Origin of the sequence: Bacillus cereus group sp. N31, assembly GCF_016483245.1 — a bacterium.
In the GTDB taxonomy this organism is placed as follows: Bacteria; Bacillota; Bacilli; order Bacillales; family Bacillaceae_G; genus Bacillus_A; species Bacillus_A toyonensis.
This window is the reverse complement of record NZ_JAEHCH010000014.1, coordinates 1-24,101: the sequence shown is the minus strand read 5'-3', so window position 1 is coordinate 24,101 and position 24,101 is coordinate 1. Positions and strand designations below refer to the sequence as shown.

The window sequence follows — 24,101 nt, the reverse complement described above, 5'->3', positions numbered from 1 at the left end:
CACCTTCCAGTTAGTTTTACAGATTAAAATAGTATAAGGAATATTATTTTATCCCCCTATTTTAGAACGCAATGAAATCCCTAAGTCAATTATACCTAAGATTGTTACAAGAGGAAACATCATCGGAATAAACATGCATACAATAAAACTAATAATAGGAACACCTTTAGTAAATCCTTTTCTATGCGCTAAAAAGGTGATAAATGTCAGACCTTGCAGTACGAGCAATAGTGCAAATATGACATATAGGTTGGAAAATACCATATATAAATATGATGCTGGTTCTACCTTTATAAAAGTTGCCAACAAAATAAATATAACGTAATACCAGACAATGCTCTTTGGCAATTGTATATCTTTAAATTTAGGCCAAGATATAACGTCATACTTTAACTTCCTCAAGACACTACCCGATAGGAGCACTGTAATCCAAGAAAAACAAACAGAAACCATTACAAGTAAACTCGGGAATAGTGTTTGTAATATCTCATTGAATTGTCCAAATAACTCTTTTTGTTCTTTACTAATTGGCATACCTGCAGCGCTTACCATCTTTTCACTTTGCGCCATACCTTCATTAAACATATTTTGTATTTGCTTCATTAAATCTATGTTAAAAAACTTTATACTTGCAACATAAATGAGCACAAAACCAATTAAATATGCAAGGGTTCCTGCCATCAAGATCTCTATTGGCTTTTTTCTTTTTTTATACATGGATCCTAAAACAATCCCTATCAATCCAAACATTATTGTCTTCACTAGATTCAAGGGCTGGCTCACAATAACGGTAATAAAAAGCGCAGCTGTAAAAATTATAAAAGCATTGGATAACCTATATTTTATCGTAAACAATATAAACGGTAATGGTAATGCGAAAGTTACAACTGTACCTAAAACCGGAACGTATAAAGACACAAGCAATAATATCGCGTATATAGCTAATAACGCTGCGCCTTCAGTAATAAATTTTGTTTGTTTCATGATTTAACCTCTCTTTCAAAAAAGAAAAGCATAGCAAAATGCACAGTAGAGTCCGACTCTACTGTGCATTTCATACGCTATTATTCACCAACATATGGTAAAAGTGCCATTTGACGAGCACGTTTAATTGCAACTGTAAGTTTGCGTTGGTATTTTGCGCTTGTTCCTGTTACACGACGAGGTAAAATTTTACCACGTTCAGAAACGAAACGTTTTAATAAATCAACATCTTTATAGTCAATGCGAGTGATGCCGTTAGATGTGAAGAAACACACCTTACGACGTTTCGCACGTCCACCTTTGCGTCCTGCCATGTCTATTCCCTCCATTCTTTGTTAAAAATAGCTGATTCATACCATTAAAATGGTAAATCGTCGTCCGAAATGTCAATCGGTTGACCAACATTCGAAAATGGATCGTCATTCTTCGTAAATCCAGAGTTTCCAGTGTTACCTGAGTTGCCTGAATTACTAGATTGACCAAATGGGTTAGAGCTTTGGTTACCGAAACCAGCTCCTGATGGTTGCTGATTGAATGAACCACGTTGCTCCCCACCGCCATTACGCGGCTCTAAAAATTGTACGCTCTCCGCAAGAACTTCTGTTACATATACACGTTTACCATCTTGTCCATCGTAATTACGAGTTTGAAGACGTCCGTCTACGCCTGCTAAGCTACCTTTTTTCAAATAATTTGCCACGTTTTCTGCTTGTTTACGCCATATTACACAATTAATAAAGTCAGCTTCACGCTCACCTTGTTGATTCGCAAATGCGCGATTCACAGCTAACGTAAAAGTAGCTACTGCAACACCATTGGGCGTGTAACGTAAGTCAGGGTCCTTAGTTAAACGACCAACGAGGATAACACGATTCATCAATCGAACCACTCTCCCTTATATATCAATTATTTTTCTTCTTCTTTAACAACGATATGACGAAGGATATCTTCGTTGATCTTAGCTAAACGGTCGAATTCGTTAATCGCTTCTGCGTTAGAGTTCACGTTTAAGATCATGTAGAAACCTTCACGTAAGTCGTTGATTTCGTAAGCTAAACGACGCTTACCCCACTCTTTCGTGTTAATGATTTCTGCACCATTGTTTGTTAAAACACCTGCAAAACGTTCAACTAAAGCTTTTTGAGCTTCTTCTTCAACGCCAGGACGAATGATGTACATAATTTCGTACTTTCTCATTACACTTTCACCTCCTTTTGGTCTAAACGGCCCATAATGGGCAAGGAGCAATTAATTTATAGTAATTACTCACGAGTTTAGATTATATCATAGTAAGTTATATGAATCAACTCACCAATACGTAAAAAACTTGGCAAACACATAATATATTTGCCAAGTTCATATCTTTATTTTTCCTAGGAAATATTAAATTAAACGTTAAAACGGAAGTGCATAACATCTCCGTCTTTTACGATATACTCTTTTCCTTCTAAACGTACTTTTCCAGCTTCTTTTGCAGCTGTCATAGAACCGTTTGTCATTAAATCATCATAAGAAACTGTTTCTGCGCGAATAAACCCACGCTCAAAATCTGTATGAATTACGCCCGCACATTGTGGTGCTTTCATACCTTGTTTAAACGTCCATGCACGCACTTCTTGCACACCAGCTGTGAAGTAAGTAGCAAGTCCTAATAAGTCATATGCAGCACGGATTAACTGATCTAAACCAGATTCTTCAATGCCTAGTTCTTCCAGGAATACTTTTTTCTCTTCCTCATCTAACTCAGCGATTTCTGATTCAATTTTTGCACATACAACAATTACTTGTGAATTTTCATTTGCTGCAAATTCTTTTACCATTTGTACGTATTTATTTTCAGAAGGATCCATAATATCATCTTCACTTACGTTTGCTACGTATAGCATTTCTTTCGTTGTAAGTAAATGAAGGCCTTTAACAATCTTCATTTGCTCTTCTGTAAATTCAACAGTACGAGCTGGTTTCCCCTCTTCGAAAGCTTCTTTTAAACGCACTAAAATTTCATGCTCATATACTGCTTCTTTATCTTTTTGTCTTGCTAATTTCGCAACACGCTCGATACGTTTATCAACAGACTCTAAGTCTGCTAAGATTAGCTCTAAGTTGATTGTTTCAATATCATCAATTGGATCTACTTTTCCTGAAACGTGCGTAATATTTTCGTCTTCAAAACAACGAACAACTTGGCAAATTGCATCTACTTGGCGAATGTGAGATAAGAATTTATTTCCTAACCCTTCGCCCTTACTTGCACCTTTTACGATACCTGCAATATCAGTAAATTCAAATACAGTCGGAACAGTCTTTTTCGGTTCTACTAATTCCGTTAATTTATTTAAACGCTCATCTGGTACTTCTACAATTCCTACGTTTGGATCAATTGTACAGAATGGATAGTTCGCAGATTCTGCTCCTGCTTGTGTAATTGCATTAAATAAAGTGGACTTCCCTACGTTAGGTAATCCAACAATCCCAGCCGTTAATCCCATATTTTTCACTCCTATGTCTCAATCTTTCATCATTATAGATAGTAACGAAAAAAATGACAAGTTTCCTCCAAACGAAAAAAGCAACAGCCACCTACTGCAACTGTTACTTTTTCTCTATTCTTCGTGCTTCACAAGTATTTTTTTCACCTTACGATCAAACTCTCTTCGAGGAATCATTACTGAATGGTCACATCCCTCGCACTTAATGCGGATATCCATTCCCATACGAATAATTTTCCAACGATTCTCACCACATGGGTGGGCTTTCTTCATTTCCACAACGTCGTACAAGTTATATTCCTTTTGCTCCACTCTCCAAACCCCTCTCGATACTAAAGTGCTTTTCCACTAACCAGTTCTTCACGATTATATAAAACCATACGTGGATATGGAATTTCAATTCCATGTAAATCTAGACGATTTTTAATCTCTTTACGAAGTGCTCTTGCAATAACTGCATGTTGCATCGGTTCTACTTCAGCAATAACGCGTAATATAACTTCTGATGCAGCTAATGTTTGCACACCTAATAATTGAGGCGTCGTTACCATTTTTTCGTATTGTGCAGGTAACTCTACTAATAAATCCTCAATAACTTGCTCTGCTTTCGCAATGTCAGCCTCATATGAAATAGATACATCAACAAATGCTACACTATTACTAACTGAGTAGTTAGTAACTTGAACAATACTTCCGTTTGGTAAAGTATGAATTTCACCTGTCCAACTCTTTACTTTCGTTGTACGAAGTCCAATTTCTAAAACGACTCCTTCAAATTGACCGATTTTAACATAATCGCCAACTGAAAACTGATCTTCTAGCAAAATAAATAAACCTGTAATAACGTCTTTCACTAAACTTTGAGCACCAAATCCGACTGCTAAACCAATTACCCCGGCACCCGCTAATAAACCTGATGCATTAATATCAAACACACCTAAAATCGCAATTAGCATAATGAACATAACAACGTATGCTACAATATTTTCAAGTAATTTCGCTACCGTAACTGTACGACGTTCTGAAATTTGGATTGGAGAACGGCTCCCCATGCGAAACGCATTTCGTACAACCGCTCTTGCAACTCGCACAACAACTGCACCAATTGTTAAAATAATACATATTTTTAATGTCGCAACTCCAATATGAGCCCAACGATCAGCATCCAATAAATACTGTTTCGTAGAATTAAACCACTTCGTTAATAAATCCATGTATCTCTACCTCTCCAGCCAAAATTTCTTTTTAGTTATTCTTCTTATTGTATCAGAAGTCTCTCTGATTGCTGAAAAAATTTATAACTTTAATTGCATTTGTTAACTTCTATCCAGGTATAAAATGGAACGAATATATATATACTAGTACTATTATTTCCGTTTTCATTTACATTTTGCAAAAAGTACGCACTTATAGTTTTCCATTTTATTCGCCATATAACATATTTTGAAAATTTATTAAAAGGATGGGTGCTTCATGAATATTGGAAGTTTTCGCTTACCTTTTTTCGAAAAAGAAACTCAAAATGTTATGCACCAAGACTTAGAAGCCTCCGAGACAATCAGTAACTTCTTGCTTTCCCATATTCCTATTCAAACTAATATACCACTTATTCTCGTTTGTATCGGAACAGATCGTTCCACCGGTGATGCACTCGGCCCATTAGTTGGCACTAAGCTAGAACAAGTAGAAATCAAAAACTTCCAAGTGTTCGGCACACTAGATGAACCAGTGCATGCACTGAATCTAGAAGAGAAAATTCAAAATATACAGAAAGAAAATCCTACTTCCTTTATAATTGCCGTTGATGCATGTTTAGGAAAGTCTCAAAATATCGGTTCAATTACTACTGGAAAAGGACCTAGTAAACCTGGTGCTGCGATGAATAAGAAATTACCTGCAGTTGGTGATTTGCATATACACGGCATCGTCAATTTAAATGGTTTTATGGAGTTTTTTGTTCTTCAAAATACGAGATTAAGTTTAGTGATGAAAATGGCCGATGTAATCGCACAAAGTATAAAAGAGACGGATCAAAAATTATCTGCATTAAAAAAAGCAAACCATCTATAAATAATAAGATGGTTTGCTTTTTAATTTTTATGTGATAATAATTCTAAAATACGATTTAAATCTTCTTTATTAAAAAATTCAATTTCGATTTTACCTTTTTCTTTTTTCGTCTCTTTAATTTTCACATCTGTGCCAAACTTTTCTCTTAAGAACGTTTCACGTTCTACGAAAAATATATTTCGCTCTTTTTTCACTTGTTTTGTTTCACGTGAAACGTGTTGATTAATCTCTTGGACGATTTTCTCTAATTGACGAACATTTAATCCTTCTTTTTCAATGCGTTTCAATAAGGACTTCAATTGTTCTTCATCTTTGATTGTAAGTAAAGTTCTCCCATGAGCCATTGAAAGTTGACCATTTGCAATCATATCTTGTACGAAAGAAGGGAGGCTTAATAACCGAGTATAGTTTGCAATGTAAGGTCTACTTTTACCAAGACGTTTCGCTAATTGTTCTTGCGTTACATTTAGCTCATTCATTAACATCTGGTATGCCATTGCCTCTTCCATCGGATTTAAATCTTCTCGTTGTAAGTTTTCTAACAAAGCAAATTCCATCATTTGCTGCTCGTTTAATTGCCTTACAACGGCAGGTACCTTTTCAAGTCCAGCCTCTTTGGCAGCACGATATCTTCTTTCACCTGCAACAATTTCATATCCTTTAATACTCTTTCTAGCAATTAACGGTTGTAATATGCCATGTTCTTTAATAGAAGCCGCTAATTCCTCAATCGCAGCTTTATTAAAGTGCTTACGCGGTTGGTATGGATTCGGCCTTAATTCAGTTACGATAATCTCCTGAATCGTTTCTTCTTCTTTCACATCTAAATCAGGAAAAAACACATTAATCCCTCTTCCTAAACCTTTAGCCACCTGCAATCACTTCCTCTGCTAAATCTATATATACTTCTGCCCCTCTTGATTTAGCGTCATACTGCATAATCGGTTTCCCATGACTTGGTGCCTCACTTAAGCGAACATTACGTGGAATAATGGAACGGTATACTTTATCCCTAAAGTATTTCTTCACTTCATCTATAACTTGAATCCCTAAATTTGTACGGGCATCTAGCATTGTTAACAATACACCTTGAATTGCTAGATCTTTATTTAAATGTTTTTGTACAAGTCGAACTGTATTTAATAGCTGACTTAATCCTTCGAGTGCGTAATATTCACACTGAACAGGAATAATAACAGAATCTGCTGCTGTTAATGCATTAATCGTTAATAACCCTAAAGACGGGGGACAGTCGATAATAATGTAATCATATTCATCACGAACTGGCTGTAATGCCCTTTGCAAACGTACTTCCCGGGAAATAGTCGGTACCAATTCAATTTCAGCACCAGCCAATTGAATTGTAGCGGGTAGAACATCTAAGTTTTCAGTTGCGGTTTTCCGTATAACTCCCTGAACATCTGCATCTTCCACAAGAACATTGTAAATACATTGGTCTAATTCTGACTTTTCAATTCCCACACCAGTCGTTGCATTTCCTTGAGCATCAATATCTACGAGAAGGACTTTCTTACCTACTTGCGCCAATCCAGCCCCTAAATTAACAGATGTTGTTGTTTTTCCAACACCGCCTTTTTGATTAGCAATAGCAATGATTTTTCCCATGATGTCACCTACTTTCAACCTTTCTATCTTATTCTAGTAACAATTACGTTTATTGTAACATGAAATAAAAGTTTTTCTTTTCCGTCCTTATTAAACTTCAAAATTTATTTCTAAACTCCTTCTTCATTAACAAGAAAATATAGCAAAAGAGACCTCTCCAGTAGGATAAGGTCTCTAACACATCATTATTATTTTTTCTTCGGAACTTTAATCGTAATTTGATAGTACTCATCAAATTCTTCTTCCTCAGAATTAACATTTAAACCACTGTCAGCCACCATTTGTAATGATTGCCTAATTGTATTCATAGCAATTCTCGCGTCTCGGCTTACTGCTTTTTGCTTCGCCTTGCGCTTCGGTTTTACTTCTTCTAGTAATTTCGCGATTCGTTCCTCTGTTTGTTTTACATTGAGTTGTTTTTCCACAATTTCTTGTAAAACTTTCAGTTGTAATTCCTCATTTTTTAAAGGAATGAGAGCACGAGCATGACGTTCTGTAATACTTTTTTCTAACAATGCACTTTTTATTTCTTCAGGCAACTTTAACAATCGCAACTTATTTGCGATTGTAGATTGTCCTTTTCCAAGTCGTTGTGCCAATGCTTCTTGCGTTAAATTATGTAACTCAATCAGCTTTTGATATGCCACAGCTTCCTCGATTGCTGTTAATTCCTCACGTTGCAAATTTTCAATTAACGCTACAGAAGCCGTCTCTGTATCATTTAAGTTCTTTATGATCGCAGGGACCTTTTCCCAGCCTAACTTCGTTGCTGCGCGAAAACGTCTTTCTCCAGCAATAATCTCGTACTTATCATCCTCATACTGCCTCACAACAATCGGCTGAATGAGCCCGTGTGTACGAATCGTTAATGCCAACTCGTCGATACGTGCATCGTCAAAAACCGTTCGTGGTTGATAACGATTAGGAGTAATATTTACGATCGGAATTTCTTGTATTTCTTCATATACCTTTTTATCTATTTCTTCATGGCTTTCGTCTTGTAATTCGAATTCGCTCTCTTTATCTCCAAAGCCAAATAAACGAGAAAACGTATTTTTCATACATATTCCACCACCTTTTAGGCCTATTGACTATTCTACATAAAATGTTTCCTATGAAACATTTACGTTTTCATTTATATAATTTAATCTTACGTCTAATAAGATTTATTTTTCAATAGGTAATTTATTGGGTGTTCCCGGTTTGCGTGGATATTTCTTTGGTGTCTTGCGCTTTTTCTCGATTAATAAAATATTACGTTCACTTTCTTCAAACGGTAATTGGAACGTAGACATCTCTTTTAACTCTCCGCCAAGCACCTCTAAAGCATACTTGCCATTTTCAATTTCTTCGTTTGCTGCTGCACCCTTCATCGCAATGAATGTTCCTCCAACTTTTACTAGTGGTAAACATAGCTCACTTAATACAGAAAGACGGGCAACTGCACGTGCCATTACAATATCGTACGATTCACGTACACCTTCTTTTTTCCCAAATGTTTCAGCACGATCGTGACAAAATGCAACGTCACTTAATTCTAGCTTTTGTGCTAAATGATTTAAGAAATTAATACGTTTTTGCAATGAGTCTACAATTGTTACTTTTAAGTGCGGGAAACAGATTTTTAAAGGAATACTTGGGAATCCAGCCCCTGCACCAACATCACAAATTGAGAATGGTTTTGAAAAATCATAATAAAAAGCAGCTGTAATAGAATCAAAAAAGTGTTTTAAGTATACTTCTTCTTTTTCCGTAATAGCCGTTAAGTTCATTTTTTCATTCCACTCTACTAATGTTTCAAAGTAGATTTTGAACTGCTCTAACTGCCTAGAAGAGAGGGTAATACCCTTCTCTTCTAGCATAGATTGAAATTGTTCTATGTTCATCTAGCGATAGCTCCTTACTATTTATTGGTTCGATACGCGCGCAATTTTTCCTTGTTCAATATACACAAGTAAAATGGAAATATCTGCTGGATTTACGCCAGAAATACGTGAAGCCTGCCCCATTGAAAGTGGACGAACATCTTTCAATTTCTGTCTAGCTTCTGAAGCAAGGCTAGAAATTGCATCATAATCAATATCCACAGGGATTTTTTTGTTTTCCATTTTCTTCATACGCTCTACTTGCTGTAATGATTTTTCAATATATCCTTCGTACTTAGTCTGAATTTCAACTTGTTCCGTAACTTCATCACTTAATTCTACTTCGCTTGGTACTAAAAGATGAATATGCTCATATGTCATCTCTGGACGACGTAATAAGTCACTTGCACGTATTCCGTCTTTCAATTCACTTCCACCAATGCTACGAATTAATTCTTGAACTTCAGGACGTGGTTTAATAATAATGCTACCTAAACGTTCCTTTTCCTGTTCAATTTGTAACTTTTTATTTGTAAATCGCTCATAGCGCTCTTCTTTAATTAATCCGATTTCACGACCAACTTCAGTTAAACGAAGATCCGCATTATCATGGCGTAATAATAGACGGTACTCTGCACGAGATGTTAATAAACGATATGGTTCATTTGTACCTTTCGTTACAAGATCATCAATTAAGACACCAATATAAGCATCCTCGCGCCCTAAAATAACTTCTTTTTTACCTAAAGATCGACATGCCGCATTAATTCCAGCCATAAGCCCTTGTCCTGCCGCTTCTTCGTAACCAGAAGTTCCGTTAATTTGTCCTGCTGTATATAAATTTTTAATGTTTTTCGTTTCAAGTGTTGGCCATAATTGCGTTGGCACAATTGCATCATACTCAATTGCATAACCTGTACGCATCATTTCGACATTTTCCAGCCCCGGGATTGTTCTAAGCATGTCACGCTGTACATCTTCTGGTAAGCTTGTAGATAGACCTTGTACGTATACTTCTTGCGTATTGCGTCCCTCTGGCTCTAAGAAAATTTGATGACGTGGTTTATCATTAAATCTTACTACTTTATCTTCAATAGAAGGACAGTATCTAGGTCCTGTTCCTTTAATCATACCAGAATACATAGCTGAACGATGTAAATTTTCATCTATTAAACGATGTGTTTCCGTACTTGTATATGTCAACCAACATGGAATTTGATCCATAATAAATTTCGTCGTTTCAAAAGAGAACGCACGTGGTTTATCATCACCCGGTTGAATTTCTGTTTTACTGTAGTCAATTGTATTGCTGTTTACACGAGGAGGCGTACCTGTTTTAAATCTAACAAGATCAAATCCAAGCTCCTCTAAATGCTCAGATAATGTAATAGATGGTTGCTGATTATTTGGACCGCTCGAATATTTTAAATCACCCATAATAATCTCACCACGTAAAAATGTTCCAGTTGTAATTACGACTGTTTTTGCTGTATATTCAGCACCCGCTTGCGTAATTACCCCTTTACATACGCCATCTTCAACGATTAAACGCTCTACCATTCCTTGGAACAAAGTTAAATTTGGTGTTTCTTCAATTGTTTTCTTTAATTCATGTTGGTAAGAGAACTTATCTGCTTGTGCTCGAAGTGCACGTACAGCTGGTCCTTTACCTGTATTTAACATACGCATTTGAATATGCGTTTTATCAATATTGCGTCCCATTTCTCCGCCTAATGCATCAATTTCACGAACAACAATCCCTTTTGCTGGTCCACCAACAGAAGGGTTACATGGCATAAACGCTACCATATCTAAATTAATTGTTAACATTAATGTTTTGGAGCCCATTCGTGCTGCCGCAAGACCAGCTTCACATCCTGCATGACCTGCACCGATTACTATAACATCGTATGAACCGGCATTGTATCCCATTATTTATTCCTCCTAATAATCTCTATCTTTCTGAAACATCGCCATATTATTTTCCTAAACAAAATTGAGAGAACAACTGGTCAATTAAGCTTTCATGGACAGTATCACCAGTAATTTCACCAAGTATTTCCCACGTTCTCGTTAAATCAATTTGTACCATATCAATCGGAACACCATTTTCTATTGCCTCAATTGCATCTCCAATTGTCTTTTCTGCTTGTGTTAATAGTCCGATATGCCTTGCGTTAGAAACATATGTCATATCTGCAGAATCAATTGTTCCTTCAAAGAATAGCTCAGCTATCGCCTGTTCAAGCTCATCTATTCCTTGCTCCTCGATTAAGGATGTTGTAATAACACGATTTCCCGCAGCCAATTCTGCAACACGTTCCATATCAATTCCTTGCGGTAAATCCGTCTTATTCACAATAACAATGAAATCTTTTCCTTGTACCGCACGGAATAAATCTTCATCTTCATTTGTTAAAGCCTCACTATAATTTACGACAATTAACACTAAATCTGCTTGGCTCATCATTTCTTTTGAACGTTCTACCCCAATTCGTTCAACAACATCTTCCGTTTCACGAATCCCGGCTGTGTCTATAAGTTTAAGTGGTACACCACGCACATTAACGTACTCTTCAATAACATCACGAGTTGTTCCTGCAATATCAGTTACAATTGCCTTTTTCTCTTGAACGAGACTATTTAATAGCGATGACTTCCCAACGTTAGGTCTACCGATGATTGCAGTAGCAATACCTTCACGTAAAATCTTCCCTTGCTTCGATGTTTCTAATATTTTTGCAATTTCAGCACGAACATGTGTCGCTTTCTCAATTAAAATATTATGTGTCATCTCTTCCACATCATCATATTCTGGGTAATCTATGTTTACCTCAACATGAGCTAGCGTTTCTAATATGTCCTGACGCAGGCGGCCAATTAATTTAGATAATCGCCCCTCCATTTGATTAATCGCTACGTTCATTGCACGATCTGTTTTTGCACGGATTAAGTCCATGACAGCTTCTGCTTGTGATAAATCAATACGACCATTTAAAAAAGCACGTTTTGTAAATTCACCAGGCTCTGCTAGTCGTACTCCTTGCGCTAAAATAAGCTGCAATACTTTATTTACCGAAACAAGTCCACCGTGGCAGTTAATTTCTACTATATTTTCGCGTGTAAAAGTTCTTGGTGCACGCATAATAGACACCATAACTTCTTCAATAACTTGATTTGTATCTAAATCAACAATATGACCATAATGAATTGTGTGAGAAGGAACCTCTGTTAAGTCCTTCCCTTTAAAAATACGATTAACTTTTTCAACCGCATCATCCCCACTTACTCGAACAATGGCAATTGCGCCCTCTCCAAGCGCTGTGGAAATCGCAGCAATTGTATCAAATTCCATGTCCTTTCACCTCACTTGCTTATTTATCTCTATTTCAACACGATTATTTTCTTCACTAAATTATTAGAATACCATAACGAACCTATCTACAAAAGAATAATAACTCATTTTATTATGTCCTCATGTAAAAAACACTAAACTTATTCACAGTGGATAAGTTTAGTGTTTTTAGTTATCCACATCTGTTTTCCCCTCAAAAAAACCGGCACTCATTTGAGTAACCGGTCATTTGGAAGATATTACAACATGCCGATGTGGTTCATTTCCTTCAGAAGTTGTATTGATATCTTGATGATTAGATAATGCTTGATGGATAATTTTTCGTTCAAAAGATGGCATCGGCTCTAAAACAACTCTTTTTTTCGTTTTAGACACTTGTTTTGCTAATCGATAAGAAAGCGATTCTAACGTACTTTTTCTTTTACTACGATAATTTTCAGCATCTAGTGTGATACCAATATACTGTTTCGTATGGCGATTCGCGACAAGTTTTGTCAAATACTGTAAAGAGTTCAACGTATTACCTCTTTTTCCAATTAAAACACCTACATTATCACCAGAAATTGTAAATTCAACTTCGCGTCCCTTTACAATTTTACTAATCTCGACTTCCACACCCATGTTGCGAATAACATTTTTTAAATACTCTTCACATTCTTGAATGGGATCTTTCTTCAATACAACTTCTACTACTGCAGGACGATTCCCAAATAAGCCTAGGAATCCCCTTTTACCCTCATCGATAATATTTATATCAACTTGATCTTTTGAAGTGTTTAATTGCCTTAAAGCATCTTCTACTGCCAGCTCGACTGTTTGTCCTTTAGCAGTAATTACACTCACTTACCTGATCCTCCAGCCTTACTAGCCTTAATTTCTGGCCCTTTGATAAAGTACATTTGAGCGATACCAAAGATATTACCAACAACCCAGTAAAGTGATAATGCCGCTGGGAAGTTAATTGCAAAGATTAAAATCATAATCGGCATAAGCCAAATCATCATTGCCATTTGTGGATTTTGACCAGCAGTTCCTGCCATTGCAAGCTTTTGCTGAATAAATGTCGTAATCGCTGCAACAACCGGTAAGATATAGTAAGGGTCTGCCTGTCCTAAATCAAACCATAAAAATGTATGTTTACTAATTTCTGATGTTCTCATAATCGCATGATAAAATGCGAATAAAATAGGCATCTGAACAAATATTGGTAAACAACCGGCTAATGGATTTACACCATTTTTTTGATATAGCTGCATCATTTCTTGTTGTAATTTTTGCTGTGTTGCTTGGTCTTTCGAGCTATATTTCTCTTTTAACTTTACCATTTCTGGTTGTAACGCCTGCATAGCTTTCGTACTCTTCGTTTGCTTAATCATTAATGGTAATAATGCAAAACGAATAATAAGGGTCGTAATAACGATCGCTAAACCGTAATTATCACCAAGCCATGTCGCAAAATACGTGATTAACTGAGAAAGCGGGTATACGAAATATTCATTCCAAATCCCAGTGCTCTTCGATGTAATCGGCTGACCCGTTTCACTACAGCCGGTAGCAATTGCCATTAATGTAATAACCATGGCCAGTAAACCTATTTTCTTTTTCAAAGCCTGCTCCTCCTTGTTTCGGTATGTATATAGTGTAATTCATTTCCTTACGCTACTTTTTTATTCTTTTCATACCAGAGCGTTTAAAGACATGAATTAAGCTTTTCTTTACTTCTTCATATGTCATCTCTGCACAAGGCTTCCTTGCTATTATAACAAAATCTTTTCCAGAATCTATCTCATCTTTCAATTCTGTAATGGACTGACGGATCATACGCTTAATTCGATTACGAACTACTGCGTTTCCTATCTTCTTGCTAACAGAAAGGCCGATGCGAAAATTTGGCTGTTCTTCTTTATTTAGTTGGTATACAACAAATTGACGGTTCGCATTTGATTTTCCTTTTTGAAAAACCTCCTGGAATTCATCATTCTTCTTTATACGATTTTTTTTCTTCATATCAATTGACACTCCTGTATTTCATCAGCGGAAATTCACTATTATTAGAAAAAAAGACCACTGAACGATCAGTGGTCTACGCAGATAATACTTTTCTTCCTTTACGACGACGAGCTGCTAGCACTTTACGTCCGTTCGCTGTGCTCATACGGCTGCGGAAACCATGTACTTTGCTGCGCTTACGTTTATTTGGTTGGTAAGTTCTTTTCATTATATGACACCTCCCTGAGGAATATCTGTTAAAGACAGTCTTATAAATTATAGTTAATCAACTAGGAAAATGTCAATGGTTCTCGAAATTTTCATCAAATATTCATTTTGAACCTGTTCACATTCTTTTTCACAGTCCCTATATTTCCTTGTGGATAAATGTTTTTTTCTGTTTTTTATATCCACAAACTTTTTTCTTACTTTTACACAGTATATCGTATTGTGGACAAGTTTATTCCACAAGGTATTGATTTTGTGGATAACTTTCTTAATTTCATTGCTATAGCTACTTTTTTTTGATATTATAGTTGTGTTTTCACTTTGAATAAGTTTCCCACATGTTTATTTTATCCACAATTTGTGTATAACATGTGGACAGTTTTAATCACATGTGGGTAAATAGTTGTCCACATTTGCTTTTTTTGTCGAAAACCCTATCTCATATACAAACGACGTTTTTAGGTTTTAAAAGACGTTTCGTATAAATATACATTTACTATTTATTGGGTTGTACATTTGTTGCGCAACCTTATTCTTTTACCATCTTAGTAAAGGAGGGACACCTTTGGAAAACATCTCTGATTTATGGAATAGTGCCTTAAAAGAACTTGAAAAAAAGGTCAGTAAACCTAGTTATGAAACGTGGTTGAAGTCAACAACAGCACATAACTTAAAGAAAGACGTATTAACGATTACAGCTCCAAATGAATTTGCTCGTGATTGGCTAGAATCTCATTACTCAGAACTCATTTCGGAAACACTTTATGATTTAACAGGGGCAAAATTGGCTATTCGCTTTATTATTCCCCAAAGTCAAGCTGAAGAGGATATCGATCTTCCTCCTATTAAAAAAAATCGAGCACAAGATGATTCTACTCATTTACCACAGAGCATGTTAAATCCAAAATATACATTTGATACATTTGTTATTGGCTCTGGTAACCGTTTTGCCCACGCTGCTTCATTAGCTGTAGCCGAGGCTCCAGCTAAAGCATATAATCCTCTCTTTATTTACGGGGGCGTTGGGCTTGGAAAGACGCATTTAATGCATGCGATCGGTCATTATGTAATTGAACACAATCCAAACGCGAAAGTTGTATATTTATCATCCGAAAAATTTACAAATGAATTCATTAACTCTATTCGTGATAATAAAGCTGTCGATTTTCGTAATAAATATCGCAATGTAGATGTTTTATTGATAGATGATATTCAATTTCTTGCTGGAAAAGAACAAACTCAAGAAGAGTTTTTCCATACATTTAATGCATTACACGAAGAAAGCAAACAAATTGTAATTTCAAGTGATCGGCCACCAAAAGAAATTCCAACTTTAGAAGATCGTCTTCGTTCTCGCTTTGAATGGGGACTCATTACGGACATTACGCCACCAGATTTAGAAACGCGAATTGCGATTTTACGTAAAAAAGCAAAAGCTGAAGGACTTGATATACCAAACGAGGTTATGCTGTATATCGCAAATCAAATCGATTCAAACATTCGTGAATTAGAAGGTGCGCTCATCCGAGTTGTAGCTTATTCATCTTTAATTAACAAAGATATTAATGCTGATTTAGCAGCTGAAGCACTTAAAGATATTATTCCAAATTCTAAACCAAAAATTATTTCTATTTATGATATCCAAAAAGCTGTCGGGGGCGTTTACCAAGTAAAATTAGAAGATTTTAAAGCGAAAAAGCGTACAAAATCAGTTGCGTTTCCTCGTCAAATTGCAATGTATTTATCACGCGAACTTACAGATTCCTCTTTACCTAAAATAGGTGAAGAATTTGGTGGACGTGACCATACAACCGTTATCCATGCCCATGAAAAAATTTCTAAGCTACTAAAAACGGATACGCAATTGCAAAAGCAAGTCGAAGAAATTAATGATATTTTAAAGTAGTAGCTGAATAGTGTGAATAACTCTCCTTGTTTTACGCACAGTCTATCCACATGTAGATAGACTGTTTTTACATCTTTTAACGGGGTTATCCACATATCCACAAGCCCTATTACTATTACTACTATTTTTTATCTTTATTAATTAAATAAAATCTTATACTTACCGGAGGTTTTTCTTTATGCGTTTTACAATACAAAAAGACTATCTTGTAAGAAGTGTACAGGATGTAATGAAGGCTGTTTCTTCTCGTACAACAATTCCAATTCTTACAGGAATTAAAGTTGTCGCTACTGAAGAAGGGGTTACATTAACAGGAAGCGATGCAAACATCTCTATTGAATCGTTTATTCCAGTCGAAGAGGACGGAAAAGAGATTGTAGAAATCGGACAATCAGGAAGTATTGTTTTACAAGCAAAATATTTTAGTGAGATCGTAAAAAAACTACCGAAAGACACTGTCGAAATTTCTGTGGAAAATCATTTTATGACAAAAATAAAATCTGGAAAATCAGAGTTTAACTTGAATGGTTTAGATTCTGCTGAATATCCATTATTACCACAGATTGAAGAGCATCATGTTTTTAAGATTCCAACAGACTTACTTAAACATATGATTAGACAAACTGTATTTGCAGTTTCTACTTCGGAAACAAGACCGATCTTGACAGGTGTAAACTGGAAGGTATATAACAGCGAATTAATTTGTATTGCAACAGATAGTCACAGACTAGCACTTCGAAAAGCAAAAATCGAAGGATATAATATTGCAGATGCGTTTCAAGCAAATGTTGTAATTCCAGGTAAGAGCCTAAATGAATTAAGTAAAATTCTAGATGAGTCGGAAGAAATGGTAGATATCGTTATTACGGAGTATCAAGTATTATTCCGTACAAAACATTTATTATTCTTCTCAAGATTGTTAGAAGGAAATTATCCTGATACAACACGTCTAATTCCAGCAGAGAGTAAGACGGATATTTTTGTGAATACAAAAGAATTTCTACAGGCCATTGATCGTGCTTCACTATTAGCAAGGGACGGCCGCAATAATGTTGTAAAATTATCAACGTTAGAACAAAAAATGTTGGAAATCTCTTCTAATTCTCCGGAAATCGGAAAAGTAGTGGAAGAAGTTCAATGTGAAAACGTAGATGGAGAAGAATTAAAAATATCTTTTAGTGCAAAATATATGATGGATGCATTAAAAGCTTTAGATAGTACAGAGATTAAGATTAGCTTTACTGGGGCAATGAGACCATTCTTAATTCGTACAGTAAATGATGATTCAATTACTCAATTAATTTTACCAGTTCGTACTTACTAGATAGAAAATAAGGGTTGCTAGTTTAAAGATGCTAGTAGCCCTTATTTGATTTTGGGGTATTACTTTCCTAATGCTAGTTTATTTAGTACAATGAAAGAATGAACACTTTGAGAAAGTGAGCGATTTTATGAAACGTATTAAAATTTCAACAGAGTATATTACACTAGGACAATTTTTAAAGTTAGCTGATGTAATCGATACAGGTGGCGCTGTAAAATGGTTTTTACAAGAATATGAAGTGTACGTGAATCAAGAACTTGAAAACAGAAGAGGTCGCAAGTTATATGCGAACGATATTATTGAAATTCCGGGTAGCGGAACTTTCCAAGTTCAGGCATAAAGGGGGAGCCCTTTGTTTATTTCAGAAATACAATTAAAAAACTATCGCAATTATGAAAAATTAGAGCTTTCCTTTGAAGATAAAGTGAATGTAATTATCGGCGAAAATGCGCAAGGGAAAACAAATTTGATGGAAGCTATTTATGTGTTAGCGATGGCGAAATCTCATAGAACCTCCAATGACCGCGAGCTTATCCGTTGGGATGAAGATTTCGGTCAAATTAAAGGGAAATTACAAAAGAGAAATAGTTCTTTGTCTTTAGAATTAAATATTTCGAAAAAAGGTAAAAAGGCAAAATTAAATCAACTTGAACAACAAAAGTTGAGTCAATATATTGGCGAAATGAATGTTGTCATGTTTGCCCCGGAAGATTTAAATCTTGTAAAAGGAAGCCCTCAAGTAAGAAGACGCTTTTTAGATATGGAATTAGGACAAATAGCTCCTGTTTATTTATATGAATTAAGTCAATATCAAAAAGTGCTCACGCAACGAAACCACTTGCTAAAAAAAATGCAAGGGAATAGTAAAAATGAGGAAACGATGTTGGATGTATTTACACTGCAACTGATTGAACACGGTGCAAAAATATTGCAAAAGCGTTTTGATTTTTTACATTTACTGCAAGAATGGGCAGCCCCAATTCATCGTGGTATAAGCCGTGGATTAGAAGAATTAGAAATTATTTATAAACCGAGTGTAGATGTATCAGAATCAATGGATTTGTCGAAAATAAAAGAAGTATACTATGAAAGTTTTCAATCTGTGAAACAACGTGAAATTTTCCGTGGTACGACTTTAATTGGTCCTCATCGTGATGATTTACAATTCTTCGTTAATAGTAAAAATGTTCAAGTCTTTGGTTCGCAAGGACAACAACGAACGACTGCACTATCCCTAAAATTAGCTGAAATTGAATTGATTTATTCAGAGGTTAAAGAATATCCAATCCTTTTGCTGGATGATGTTTTATCAGAATTAGACGATTATCGTCAATCACATCTGTTAAATACAATTCAAGGAAAGGTGCAAACATTTGTTACAACGACGAGTGTCGACGGAATTGAACACGAAACATTGAAAGACGCGAAAACAATTCATGTAACGAACGGCACGGTAGATTGTGAAATAGATAGGGCATAAACCCCTGTTTAAATGGAAAAGTAGGTGATCTTTGTGTCAATGGAACAAAAACAAATGCAAGAAAATGCATATGATGAAAGTCAGATACAGGTACTTGAAGGACTAGAGGCAGTTCGGAAACGTCCAGGTATGTATATTGGATCTACGAGTGGGAAAGGACTTCACCACCTTGTATGGGAAATTGTTGATAATAGTATCGATGAAGCATTAGCAGGATATTGCGATGAAATTAACGTTAGTATTGAAGAAGATAATAGTATTCTTGTAACGGATAATGGCCGTGGTATCCCAGTTGGTATACAAGAAAAAATGGGACGTCCTGCAGTTGAGGTTATTATGACTGTCCTCCACGCTGGTGGTAAATTTGGCGGTGGCGGTTATAAGGTTTCTGGTGGTTTGCATGGTGTTGGTGCATCTGTTGTAAATGCCTTGTCAACAGAACTAGAAGTATTTGTACATCGTGACGGTAAAATTCATTACCAAAAATACGAAAGAGGTATTCCGGTTGCAGATTTAAAAGTCATCGGTGATACAGATAAAACTGGAACAATAACTCGCTTTAAACCGGATCCAGAAATTTTTAAAGAGACGACAGAATATGAATTTGATACGCTAGCGACTCGTATGCGTGAGTTGGCGTTTTTAAATCGTAATATTAAATTAACGATTGAAGATAAACGTGAACATAAACAAAAGAAAGAGTTCCACTATGAAGGTGGAATTAAATCATATGTTGAACATTTAAATCGTTCAAAACAACCAATTCATGAAGAGCCTGTATATGTAGAGGGTTCAAAAGATGGTATTCAAGTTGAAGTTGCGCTTCAATATAACGAAGGATATACAAATCATATTTACTCATTTACAAATAATATTCATACGTATGAAGGTGGTACACATGAGGTAGGATTTAAAACTGCCCTAACACGTGTGATTAACGATTATGGCCGTAAAAATAACATTTTAAAAGATGCGGATAGTAATTTAACTGGTGAAGATGTTCGTGAAGGTTTAACAGCAATCGTGTCAATTAAACATCCAAATCCACAATTCGAAGGGCAAACGAAGACGAAACTTGGAAATAGTGAAGCGAGAACGATTACGGAGTCAGTATTCTCAGAGGCTTTTGAAAAGTTCTTACTGGAAAATCCCAATGTTGCACGTAAAGTTGTAGATAAAGGAACGATGGCAGCTCGTGCGCGTGTAGCAGCTAAAAAGGCTCGTGAGCTAACTCGCCGAAAGAGTGCTTTAGAAGTTTCAAGTTTACCAGGGAAATTGGCAGACTGTTCTTCTAAAGATCCAGCAATTAGTGAAATTTATATCGTAGAGGGTGACTCTGCGGGTGGATCTGCAAAACAAGGACGCGATCGTCATTTCCAAGCGATTTTACCGCTGAAAGGTAAAATTATTAATGTTGAAAAAGCACGCTTAGATAAAATTTTATCAAATGATGAAGTTCGTACAATTATTACGGCGATCGGTACAAATATCGGTGGAGACTTCGATATTGAAAAAGCACGCTATCATAAAGTTATTATTATGACCGATGCCGATGTTGATGGTGCGCATATTCGTACCCTATTATTAACGTTCTTCTATCGTTATATGCGTCAAATCATTGAGTGTGGCTATATATATATTGCGCAGCCACCTTTGTTTAAAGTACAACAAGGTAAAAAAATTCAATATGCTTATAACGATAAAGAACTTGAAAAGATATTAGCTGAGCTACCAGCCCAGCCGAAACCAGGAATTCAACGTTATAAAGGTCTTGGAGAAATGAATCCAACTCAGCTATGGGAGACGACAATGGATCCAGAAGTACGTTCGTTACTTCAAGTTTCTCTTCAAGATGCAATAGAAGCAGACGAAACGTTTGAAATTTTAATGGGTGATAAAGTGGAACCACGTCGTAACTTTATCCAAGAGAATGCAAAATACGTGAAAAACCTTGATATTTAAATGAGTAATGACAGGAATCTAAGTATTCCTGTCTTCTACATATAAATCAATGTATGTGTAACGGAAATGTAAGAGGAGGTGCTCGTTGATGTCAGACAATCAACAACAAGCACGAATTCGAGAAATTAATATTAGTCATGAAATGCGTACCTCATTTTTAGATTACGCAATGAGTGTTATCGTATCTCGTGCATTACCAGATGTTCGTGATGGATTAAAACCTGTGCATCGTAGGGTTTTATATGCGATGAATGATTTAGGAATTACAGCTGATAAAGCGTATAAGAAATCAGCACGTATTGTTGGTGAAGTAATTGGTAAGTATCACCCCCACGGTGATTCAGCTGTTTATGAAACGATGGTACGTATGGCGCAAGATTTCAGTCAACGTTATATGCTTGTTGATGGGCATGGTAACTTCGGTTCTGTAGATGGAGATTCAGCAGCGGCAATGCGTTATACAGAGGCAAGAATGTCTAAGATTTCTATGGAATTAATACGTGATATTTCAAAAAATACAATTGATTATCAAGATAACTACGATGGTTCGGAAAGAGAGCCGATTGTATTACCAGCGCGTTTCCCTAATTTATTAGTAAACGGTACGACAGGTATTGCTGTTGGTATGGCAACAAATATCCCGCCGCATCAGCTTGGCGAAGTAATTGATGGTGTGCTGGCATTAAGTCATAACCCTGATATTACTATCGCGGAATTGATGGAATATATTCCTGGACCAGACTTTCCGACGGCAGGTTTAATTTTAGGGCGAAGTGGAATTCGAAGAGCTTACGAAACAGGTCGCGGTTCTATTATGCTTCGTGCTAAGGTTGAAATTGAAGAGAAGTCAAACGGTAAACAATCTATTATCGTAACGGAACTACCTTATCAAGTTAATAAGGCACGATTAATTGAAAAAATCGCAGAATTAGTTCGCGATAAGAAAATTGAAGGCATTACAGATTTACGTGATGAATCAGATCGTAATGGTATGCGTATCGTTATGGAAGTACGTCGTGATGCTAATGCTAATGTACTATTAAATAATTTATATAAACATACAGCGCTTCAAACAAGTTTTGGTATTAATATGTTATCTCTTGTAAATGGAGAGCCTCAAGTACTAAATTTAAAACAAAACTTATATCATTATTTGGAGCACCAGAAGGTAGTAATCCGTAGACGTACTGCTTATGAATTAGAAAAAGCAGAGGCACGTGCTCATATTTTAGAAGGATTACGAATTGCTTTAGATCATCTTGATGAAGTTATTACGTTAATTCGTAGTTCAAAAACGGCAGATATTGCAAAGCAGGGCTTAATGGAACGTTTCGGTTTAAGTGAGAAACAAGCGCAAGCGATTTTAGACATGCGTCTGCAACGCTTAACTGGATTAGAACGTGAAAAAATCGAGCAAGAGTATCAAGACTTAATGCAGTTAATTGCTGAATTAAAAGCGATTTTAGCAGATGAAGAGAAAGTTCTTGAGATTATTCGTGAAGAATTAATAGAAGTAAAAGAACGTTTCAATGATAAGAGACGAACAGAAATTACAATTGGCGGTATGGAATTTATTGAAGATGAAGATTTAATTCCTGAGCAAAACATTGCGATTACGTTAACTCATAACGGTTATATTAAGAGGTTGCCAGCTTCTACGTACAAAACACAGAACCGTGGGGGACGTGGTGTACAAGGAATGGGTACGAATGATGATGACTTTGTTGAACAATTATTAACAACGTCCACTCATGATCATATTTTATTCTTTACAAACAAGGGTAAAGTATACCGTACGAAAGGATATGAAATTCCAGAGTATAGCCGTACTGCGAAAGGGCTACCGATTATTAACCTATTAGGGGTAGATAAGGGTGAGTGGATCAATGCCATTATTCCAATTCGTGAGTTTGGTGATGACCAGTTCTTATTCTTTACAACGAAACAAGGTATTTCTAAGAGAACGCCACTTTCATCATTTGCAAATATACGTACGAACGGTTTAATTGCAATTTCGCTTCGTGAAGAAGATGAAGTGATTTCTGTACGTTTAACATCTGGCGATAAAGATATTATCGTAGGGACAAGCAACGGTATGTTAATTCGCTTCAATGAACAAGATGTGCGTTCTATGGGCCGTAATGCAGCTGGTGTAAAAGCTATTACACTAGGCGAAGAGGACCAAGTAGTAGGTATGGAAATTGTTGAAGAAGATACGAATGTCTTAATCGTAACGAAAAACGGGTACGGTAAGCGTACTCCAGTTGAAGAATATCGACTACAAAGTCGTGGTGGTAAAGGTCTGAAAACTTGTAACATTACAGATAAGAACGGTAAATTAGTAGCAGTTAAATCTGTAACAGGTGAAGAAGACATTATGTTAATTACAGCCGCGGGTGTTATTATTCGTATGCCGGTTGATCAAATCTCTCAAATGGGACGTAATACACAAGGTGTTCGTCTAATTCGATTAGAGGATGAGCAAGAGGTAGCAACAGTAGCAAAAGCGCAAAAGGATGAAGAAGAAGAAACTAGTGAAGAGGTTTCTTCTGAAGAATAAGAGAGGGGATTCTCCCTTCTCTTTATTTTTTTATAATAATACTTGCATAGCAATAAGAAACTATATATAATAGGCAGAGTCAGCAAATGAGAGATACAAGTTATCTTGAAAAACTTGTTGACGAAAATAATATACTATGATATATTATGAAAGTCGCTGAAACGCGATATTGAACTTTGAAAACTAAACGAAACAAACAACGTGAAACGTCAATTTTTATTTTTAGATGCTAGACAAACTAACTTTATTGGAGAGTTTGATCC

At 36.0% G+C, this 24,101-nt stretch carries 24 protein-coding genes; 7 read left to right on the top strand and 17 right to left on the bottom strand.

The features are described 5' to 3' along the window. Positions 1 to 48: 48 nt before the first annotated feature. The 7 genes from JDS81_RS17440 to JDS81_RS17410 all read right to left on the bottom strand — a co-directional run bounded on the left by JDS81_RS17440 (position 49) and on the right by JDS81_RS17410 (position 4,687). On the bottom strand, positions 49 to 984 hold the full coding sequence (locus JDS81_RS17440) for a YybS family protein (RefSeq protein ID WP_000814849.1): 936 nt from the start codon (positions 982 to 984) through the stop codon (positions 49 to 51). Positions 985 to 1,064: 80 nt separating this feature from the next. Continuing rightward, positions 1,065 to 1,298: a 30S ribosomal protein S18 gene (gene rpsR / locus JDS81_RS17435; RefSeq protein ID WP_000918874.1), complete on the bottom strand. Its 234-nt coding sequence runs from the start codon at positions 1,296 to 1,298 to the stop codon at positions 1,065 to 1,067. 44 nt (positions 1,299 to 1,342) lie between these two features. Continuing rightward, the gene (gene ssb / locus JDS81_RS17430; protein ID WP_000981965.1) at positions 1,343 to 1,864 is read right to left on the bottom strand and encodes a single-stranded DNA-binding protein; all 522 of its coding nucleotides are present in this window, start codon (positions 1,862 to 1,864) and stop codon (positions 1,343 to 1,345) included. A 26-nt stretch (positions 1,865 to 1,890) separates the two neighbouring features. Then, the gene (gene rpsF / locus JDS81_RS17425) at positions 1,891 to 2,181 is read right to left on the bottom strand and encodes a 30S ribosomal protein S6 (RefSeq protein WP_001233781.1); all 291 of its coding nucleotides are present in this window, start codon (positions 2,179 to 2,181) and stop codon (positions 1,891 to 1,893) included. 191 nt (positions 2,182 to 2,372) lie between these two features. Continuing rightward, positions 2,373 to 3,473: a redox-regulated ATPase YchF gene (gene ychF, locus JDS81_RS17420; RefSeq protein ID WP_000524664.1), complete on the bottom strand. Its 1,101-nt coding sequence runs from the start codon at positions 3,471 to 3,473 to the stop codon at positions 2,373 to 2,375. Positions 3,474 to 3,587: 114 nt separating this feature from the next. Continuing rightward, positions 3,588 to 3,785 (bottom strand): DUF951 domain-containing protein, encoded by a 198-nt coding sequence (locus tag JDS81_RS17415; RefSeq protein ID WP_000435485.1) that lies wholly within the window; start codon positions 3,783 to 3,785, stop codon positions 3,588 to 3,590. A gap of 20 nt (positions 3,786 to 3,805) precedes the next feature. Beyond that, the gene (locus JDS81_RS17410; protein ID WP_000365116.1) at positions 3,806 to 4,687 is read right to left on the bottom strand and encodes a mechanosensitive ion channel family protein; all 882 of its coding nucleotides are present in this window, start codon (positions 4,685 to 4,687) and stop codon (positions 3,806 to 3,808) included. A gap of 259 nt (positions 4,688 to 4,946) precedes the next feature. Between JDS81_RS17410 and yyaC the strand changes: the two genes are divergently transcribed. Beyond that, positions 4,947 to 5,543, top strand: coding sequence for a spore protease YyaC (gene yyaC / locus JDS81_RS17405; RefSeq protein ID WP_001020736.1), 597 nt, complete (start codon positions 4,947 to 4,949; stop codon positions 5,541 to 5,543). Between the two features lie 20 nt (positions 5,544 to 5,563). Here the strand turns inward: yyaC and spo0J are convergent, their stop codons facing one another. The 10 genes from spo0J to rpmH all read right to left on the bottom strand — a co-directional run bounded on the left by spo0J (position 5,564) and on the right by rpmH (position 14,607). Next, positions 5,564 to 6,415 carry a stage 0 sporulation protein Spo0J gene (spo0J, locus tag JDS81_RS17400; protein WP_001051819.1) on the bottom strand — a complete coding sequence of 284 codons (852 nt, stop codon included), beginning with the start codon at positions 6,413 to 6,415 and terminating at the stop codon, positions 5,564 to 5,566. Further along, positions 6,408 to 7,169 carry a sporulation initiation inhibitor protein Soj gene (soj, locus tag JDS81_RS17395; RefSeq protein ID WP_000516116.1) on the bottom strand — a complete coding sequence of 254 codons (762 nt, stop codon included), beginning with the start codon at positions 7,167 to 7,169 and terminating at the stop codon, positions 6,408 to 6,410. Before soj ends, spo0J begins: the two co-directional genes overlap by 8 nt. Before the next feature lie 188 nt (positions 7,170 to 7,357). Beyond that, the gene (noc, locus tag JDS81_RS17390; RefSeq protein ID WP_000799019.1) at positions 7,358 to 8,230 is read right to left on the bottom strand and encodes a nucleoid occlusion protein; all 873 of its coding nucleotides are present in this window, start codon (positions 8,228 to 8,230) and stop codon (positions 7,358 to 7,360) included. Positions 8,231 to 8,335: 105 nt separating this feature from the next. Further along, positions 8,336 to 9,055, bottom strand: a complete 720-nt coding sequence (rsmG, locus tag JDS81_RS17385) for a 16S rRNA (guanine(527)-N(7))-methyltransferase RsmG (RefSeq protein WP_001019628.1) — start codon at positions 9,053 to 9,055, stop codon at positions 8,336 to 8,338. Between the two features lie 21 nt (positions 9,056 to 9,076). After that, positions 9,077 to 10,966, bottom strand: coding sequence for a tRNA uridine-5-carboxymethylaminomethyl(34) synthesis enzyme MnmG (mnmG, locus tag JDS81_RS17380; protein ID WP_000541048.1), 1,890 nt, complete (start codon positions 10,964 to 10,966; stop codon positions 9,077 to 9,079). A 46-nt stretch (positions 10,967 to 11,012) separates the two neighbouring features. Further along, on the bottom strand, positions 11,013 to 12,389 hold the full coding sequence (gene mnmE / locus JDS81_RS17375) for a tRNA uridine-5-carboxymethylaminomethyl(34) synthesis GTPase MnmE (RefSeq protein ID WP_000393771.1): 1,377 nt from the start codon (positions 12,387 to 12,389) through the stop codon (positions 11,013 to 11,015). Between the two features lie 225 nt (positions 12,390 to 12,614). After that, the gene (gene jag / locus JDS81_RS17370) at positions 12,615 to 13,232 is read right to left on the bottom strand and encodes an RNA-binding cell elongation regulator Jag/EloR (protein WP_000111507.1); all 618 of its coding nucleotides are present in this window, start codon (positions 13,230 to 13,232) and stop codon (positions 12,615 to 12,617) included. Next, entirely contained in the window at positions 13,229 to 13,996 is a 768-nt protein-coding gene (gene spoIIIJ / locus JDS81_RS17365; protein ID WP_000726765.1) for a YidC family membrane integrase SpoIIIJ, read from the bottom strand. Before spoIIIJ ends, jag begins: the two co-directional genes overlap by 4 nt. 52 nt (positions 13,997 to 14,048) lie before the next feature. Beyond that, positions 14,049 to 14,396 (bottom strand): ribonuclease P protein component, encoded by a 348-nt coding sequence (rnpA, locus tag JDS81_RS17360; protein WP_000728892.1) that lies wholly within the window; start codon positions 14,394 to 14,396, stop codon positions 14,049 to 14,051. A 76-nt stretch (positions 14,397 to 14,472) separates the two neighbouring features. After that, positions 14,473 to 14,607, bottom strand: a complete 135-nt coding sequence (gene rpmH / locus JDS81_RS17355) for a 50S ribosomal protein L34 (RefSeq protein ID WP_000831901.1) — start codon at positions 14,605 to 14,607, stop codon at positions 14,473 to 14,475. A 564-nt stretch (positions 14,608 to 15,171) separates the two neighbouring features. Here rpmH and dnaA point away from each other — a divergent pair. From dnaA to gyrA, 6 genes are all read left to right on the top strand, one after another. Further along, positions 15,172 to 16,512, top strand: coding sequence for a chromosomal replication initiator protein DnaA (dnaA, locus tag JDS81_RS17350; protein WP_000428014.1), 1,341 nt, complete (start codon positions 15,172 to 15,174; stop codon positions 16,510 to 16,512). Positions 16,513 to 16,690: 178 nt separating this feature from the next. Beyond that, positions 16,691 to 17,836 (top strand): DNA polymerase III subunit beta, encoded by a 1,146-nt coding sequence (gene dnaN / locus JDS81_RS17345; RefSeq protein ID WP_001212897.1) that lies wholly within the window; start codon positions 16,691 to 16,693, stop codon positions 17,834 to 17,836. A gap of 127 nt (positions 17,837 to 17,963) precedes the next feature. Continuing rightward, complete coding sequence (gene yaaA, locus JDS81_RS17340; RefSeq protein ID WP_000821369.1) at positions 17,964 to 18,176, top strand: S4 domain-containing protein YaaA; 213 nt, start codon at positions 17,964 to 17,966, stop codon at positions 18,174 to 18,176. A 12-nt stretch (positions 18,177 to 18,188) separates the two neighbouring features. Further along, on the top strand, positions 18,189 to 19,316 hold the full coding sequence (gene recF, locus JDS81_RS17335) for a DNA replication/repair protein RecF (protein WP_000470741.1): 1,128 nt from the start codon (positions 18,189 to 18,191) through the stop codon (positions 19,314 to 19,316). 39 nt (positions 19,317 to 19,355) lie between these two features. Continuing rightward, complete coding sequence (gene gyrB, locus JDS81_RS17330; RefSeq protein WP_000435980.1) at positions 19,356 to 21,278, top strand: DNA topoisomerase (ATP-hydrolyzing) subunit B; 1,923 nt, start codon at positions 19,356 to 19,358, stop codon at positions 21,276 to 21,278. Positions 21,279 to 21,366: 88 nt separating this feature from the next. After that, positions 21,367 to 23,838: a DNA gyrase subunit A gene (gyrA, locus tag JDS81_RS17325; RefSeq protein WP_097954051.1), complete on the top strand. Its 2,472-nt coding sequence runs from the start codon at positions 21,367 to 21,369 to the stop codon at positions 23,836 to 23,838. Positions 23,839 to 24,101: the final 263 nt, after the last annotated feature.

Bases quoted from the DNA above. Each gene is read 5' to 3' on its own strand.
- mnmG (WP_000541048.1), bottom strand. From the start codon at position 10,966: ATGGGATACAATGCCGGTTCATACGATGTTATAGTAATCGGTGCAGGT.
- rpsF (WP_001233781.1), bottom strand. From the start codon at position 2,181: ATGAGAAAGTACGAAATTATGTACATCATTCGTCCTGGCGTTGAAGAA.
- soj (WP_000516116.1), bottom strand. From the start codon at position 7,169: ATGGGAAAAATCATTGCTATTGCTAATCAAAAAGGCGGTGTTGGAAAA.
- dnaN (WP_001212897.1), top strand. From the start codon at position 16,691: ATGCGTTTTACAATACAAAAAGACTATCTTGTAAGAAGTGTACAGGAT.
- rpsR (WP_000918874.1), bottom strand. From the start codon at position 1,298: ATGGCAGGACGCAAAGGTGGACGTGCGAAACGTCGTAAGGTGTGTTTC.
- yaaA (WP_000821369.1), top strand. From the start codon at position 17,964: ATGAAACGTATTAAAATTTCAACAGAGTATATTACACTAGGACAATTT.
- yyaC (WP_001020736.1), top strand. From the start codon at position 4,947: ATGAATATTGGAAGTTTTCGCTTACCTTTTTTCGAAAAAGAAACTCAA.
- gyrA (WP_097954051.1), top strand. From the start codon at position 21,367: ATGTCAGACAATCAACAACAAGCACGAATTCGAGAAATTAATATTAGT.
- rnpA (WP_000728892.1), bottom strand. From the start codon at position 14,396: ATGAAGAAAAAAAATCGTATAAAGAAGAATGATGAATTCCAGGAGGTT.
- noc (WP_000799019.1), bottom strand. From the start codon at position 8,230: ATGAAAAATACGTTTTCTCGTTTATTTGGCTTTGGAGATAAAGAGAGC.
- gyrB (WP_000435980.1), top strand. From the start codon at position 19,356: ATGGAACAAAAACAAATGCAAGAAAATGCATATGATGAAAGTCAGATA.
- JDS81_RS17440 (WP_000814849.1), bottom strand. From the start codon at position 984: ATGAAACAAACAAAATTTATTACTGAAGGCGCAGCGTTATTAGCTATA.
- mnmE (WP_000393771.1), bottom strand. From the start codon at position 12,389: ATGGAATTTGATACAATTGCTGCGATTTCCACAGCGCTTGGAGAGGGC.
- rpmH (WP_000831901.1), bottom strand. From the start codon at position 14,607: ATGAAAAGAACTTACCAACCAAATAAACGTAAGCGCAGCAAAGTACAT.
- ychF (WP_000524664.1), bottom strand. From the start codon at position 3,473: ATGGGATTAACGGCTGGGATTGTTGGATTACCTAACGTAGGGAAGTCC.
- rsmG (WP_001019628.1), bottom strand. From the start codon at position 9,055: ATGAACATAGAACAATTTCAATCTATGCTAGAAGAGAAGGGTATTACC.
- JDS81_RS17410 (WP_000365116.1), bottom strand. From the start codon at position 4,687: ATGGATTTATTAACGAAGTGGTTTAATTCTACGAAACAGTATTTATTG.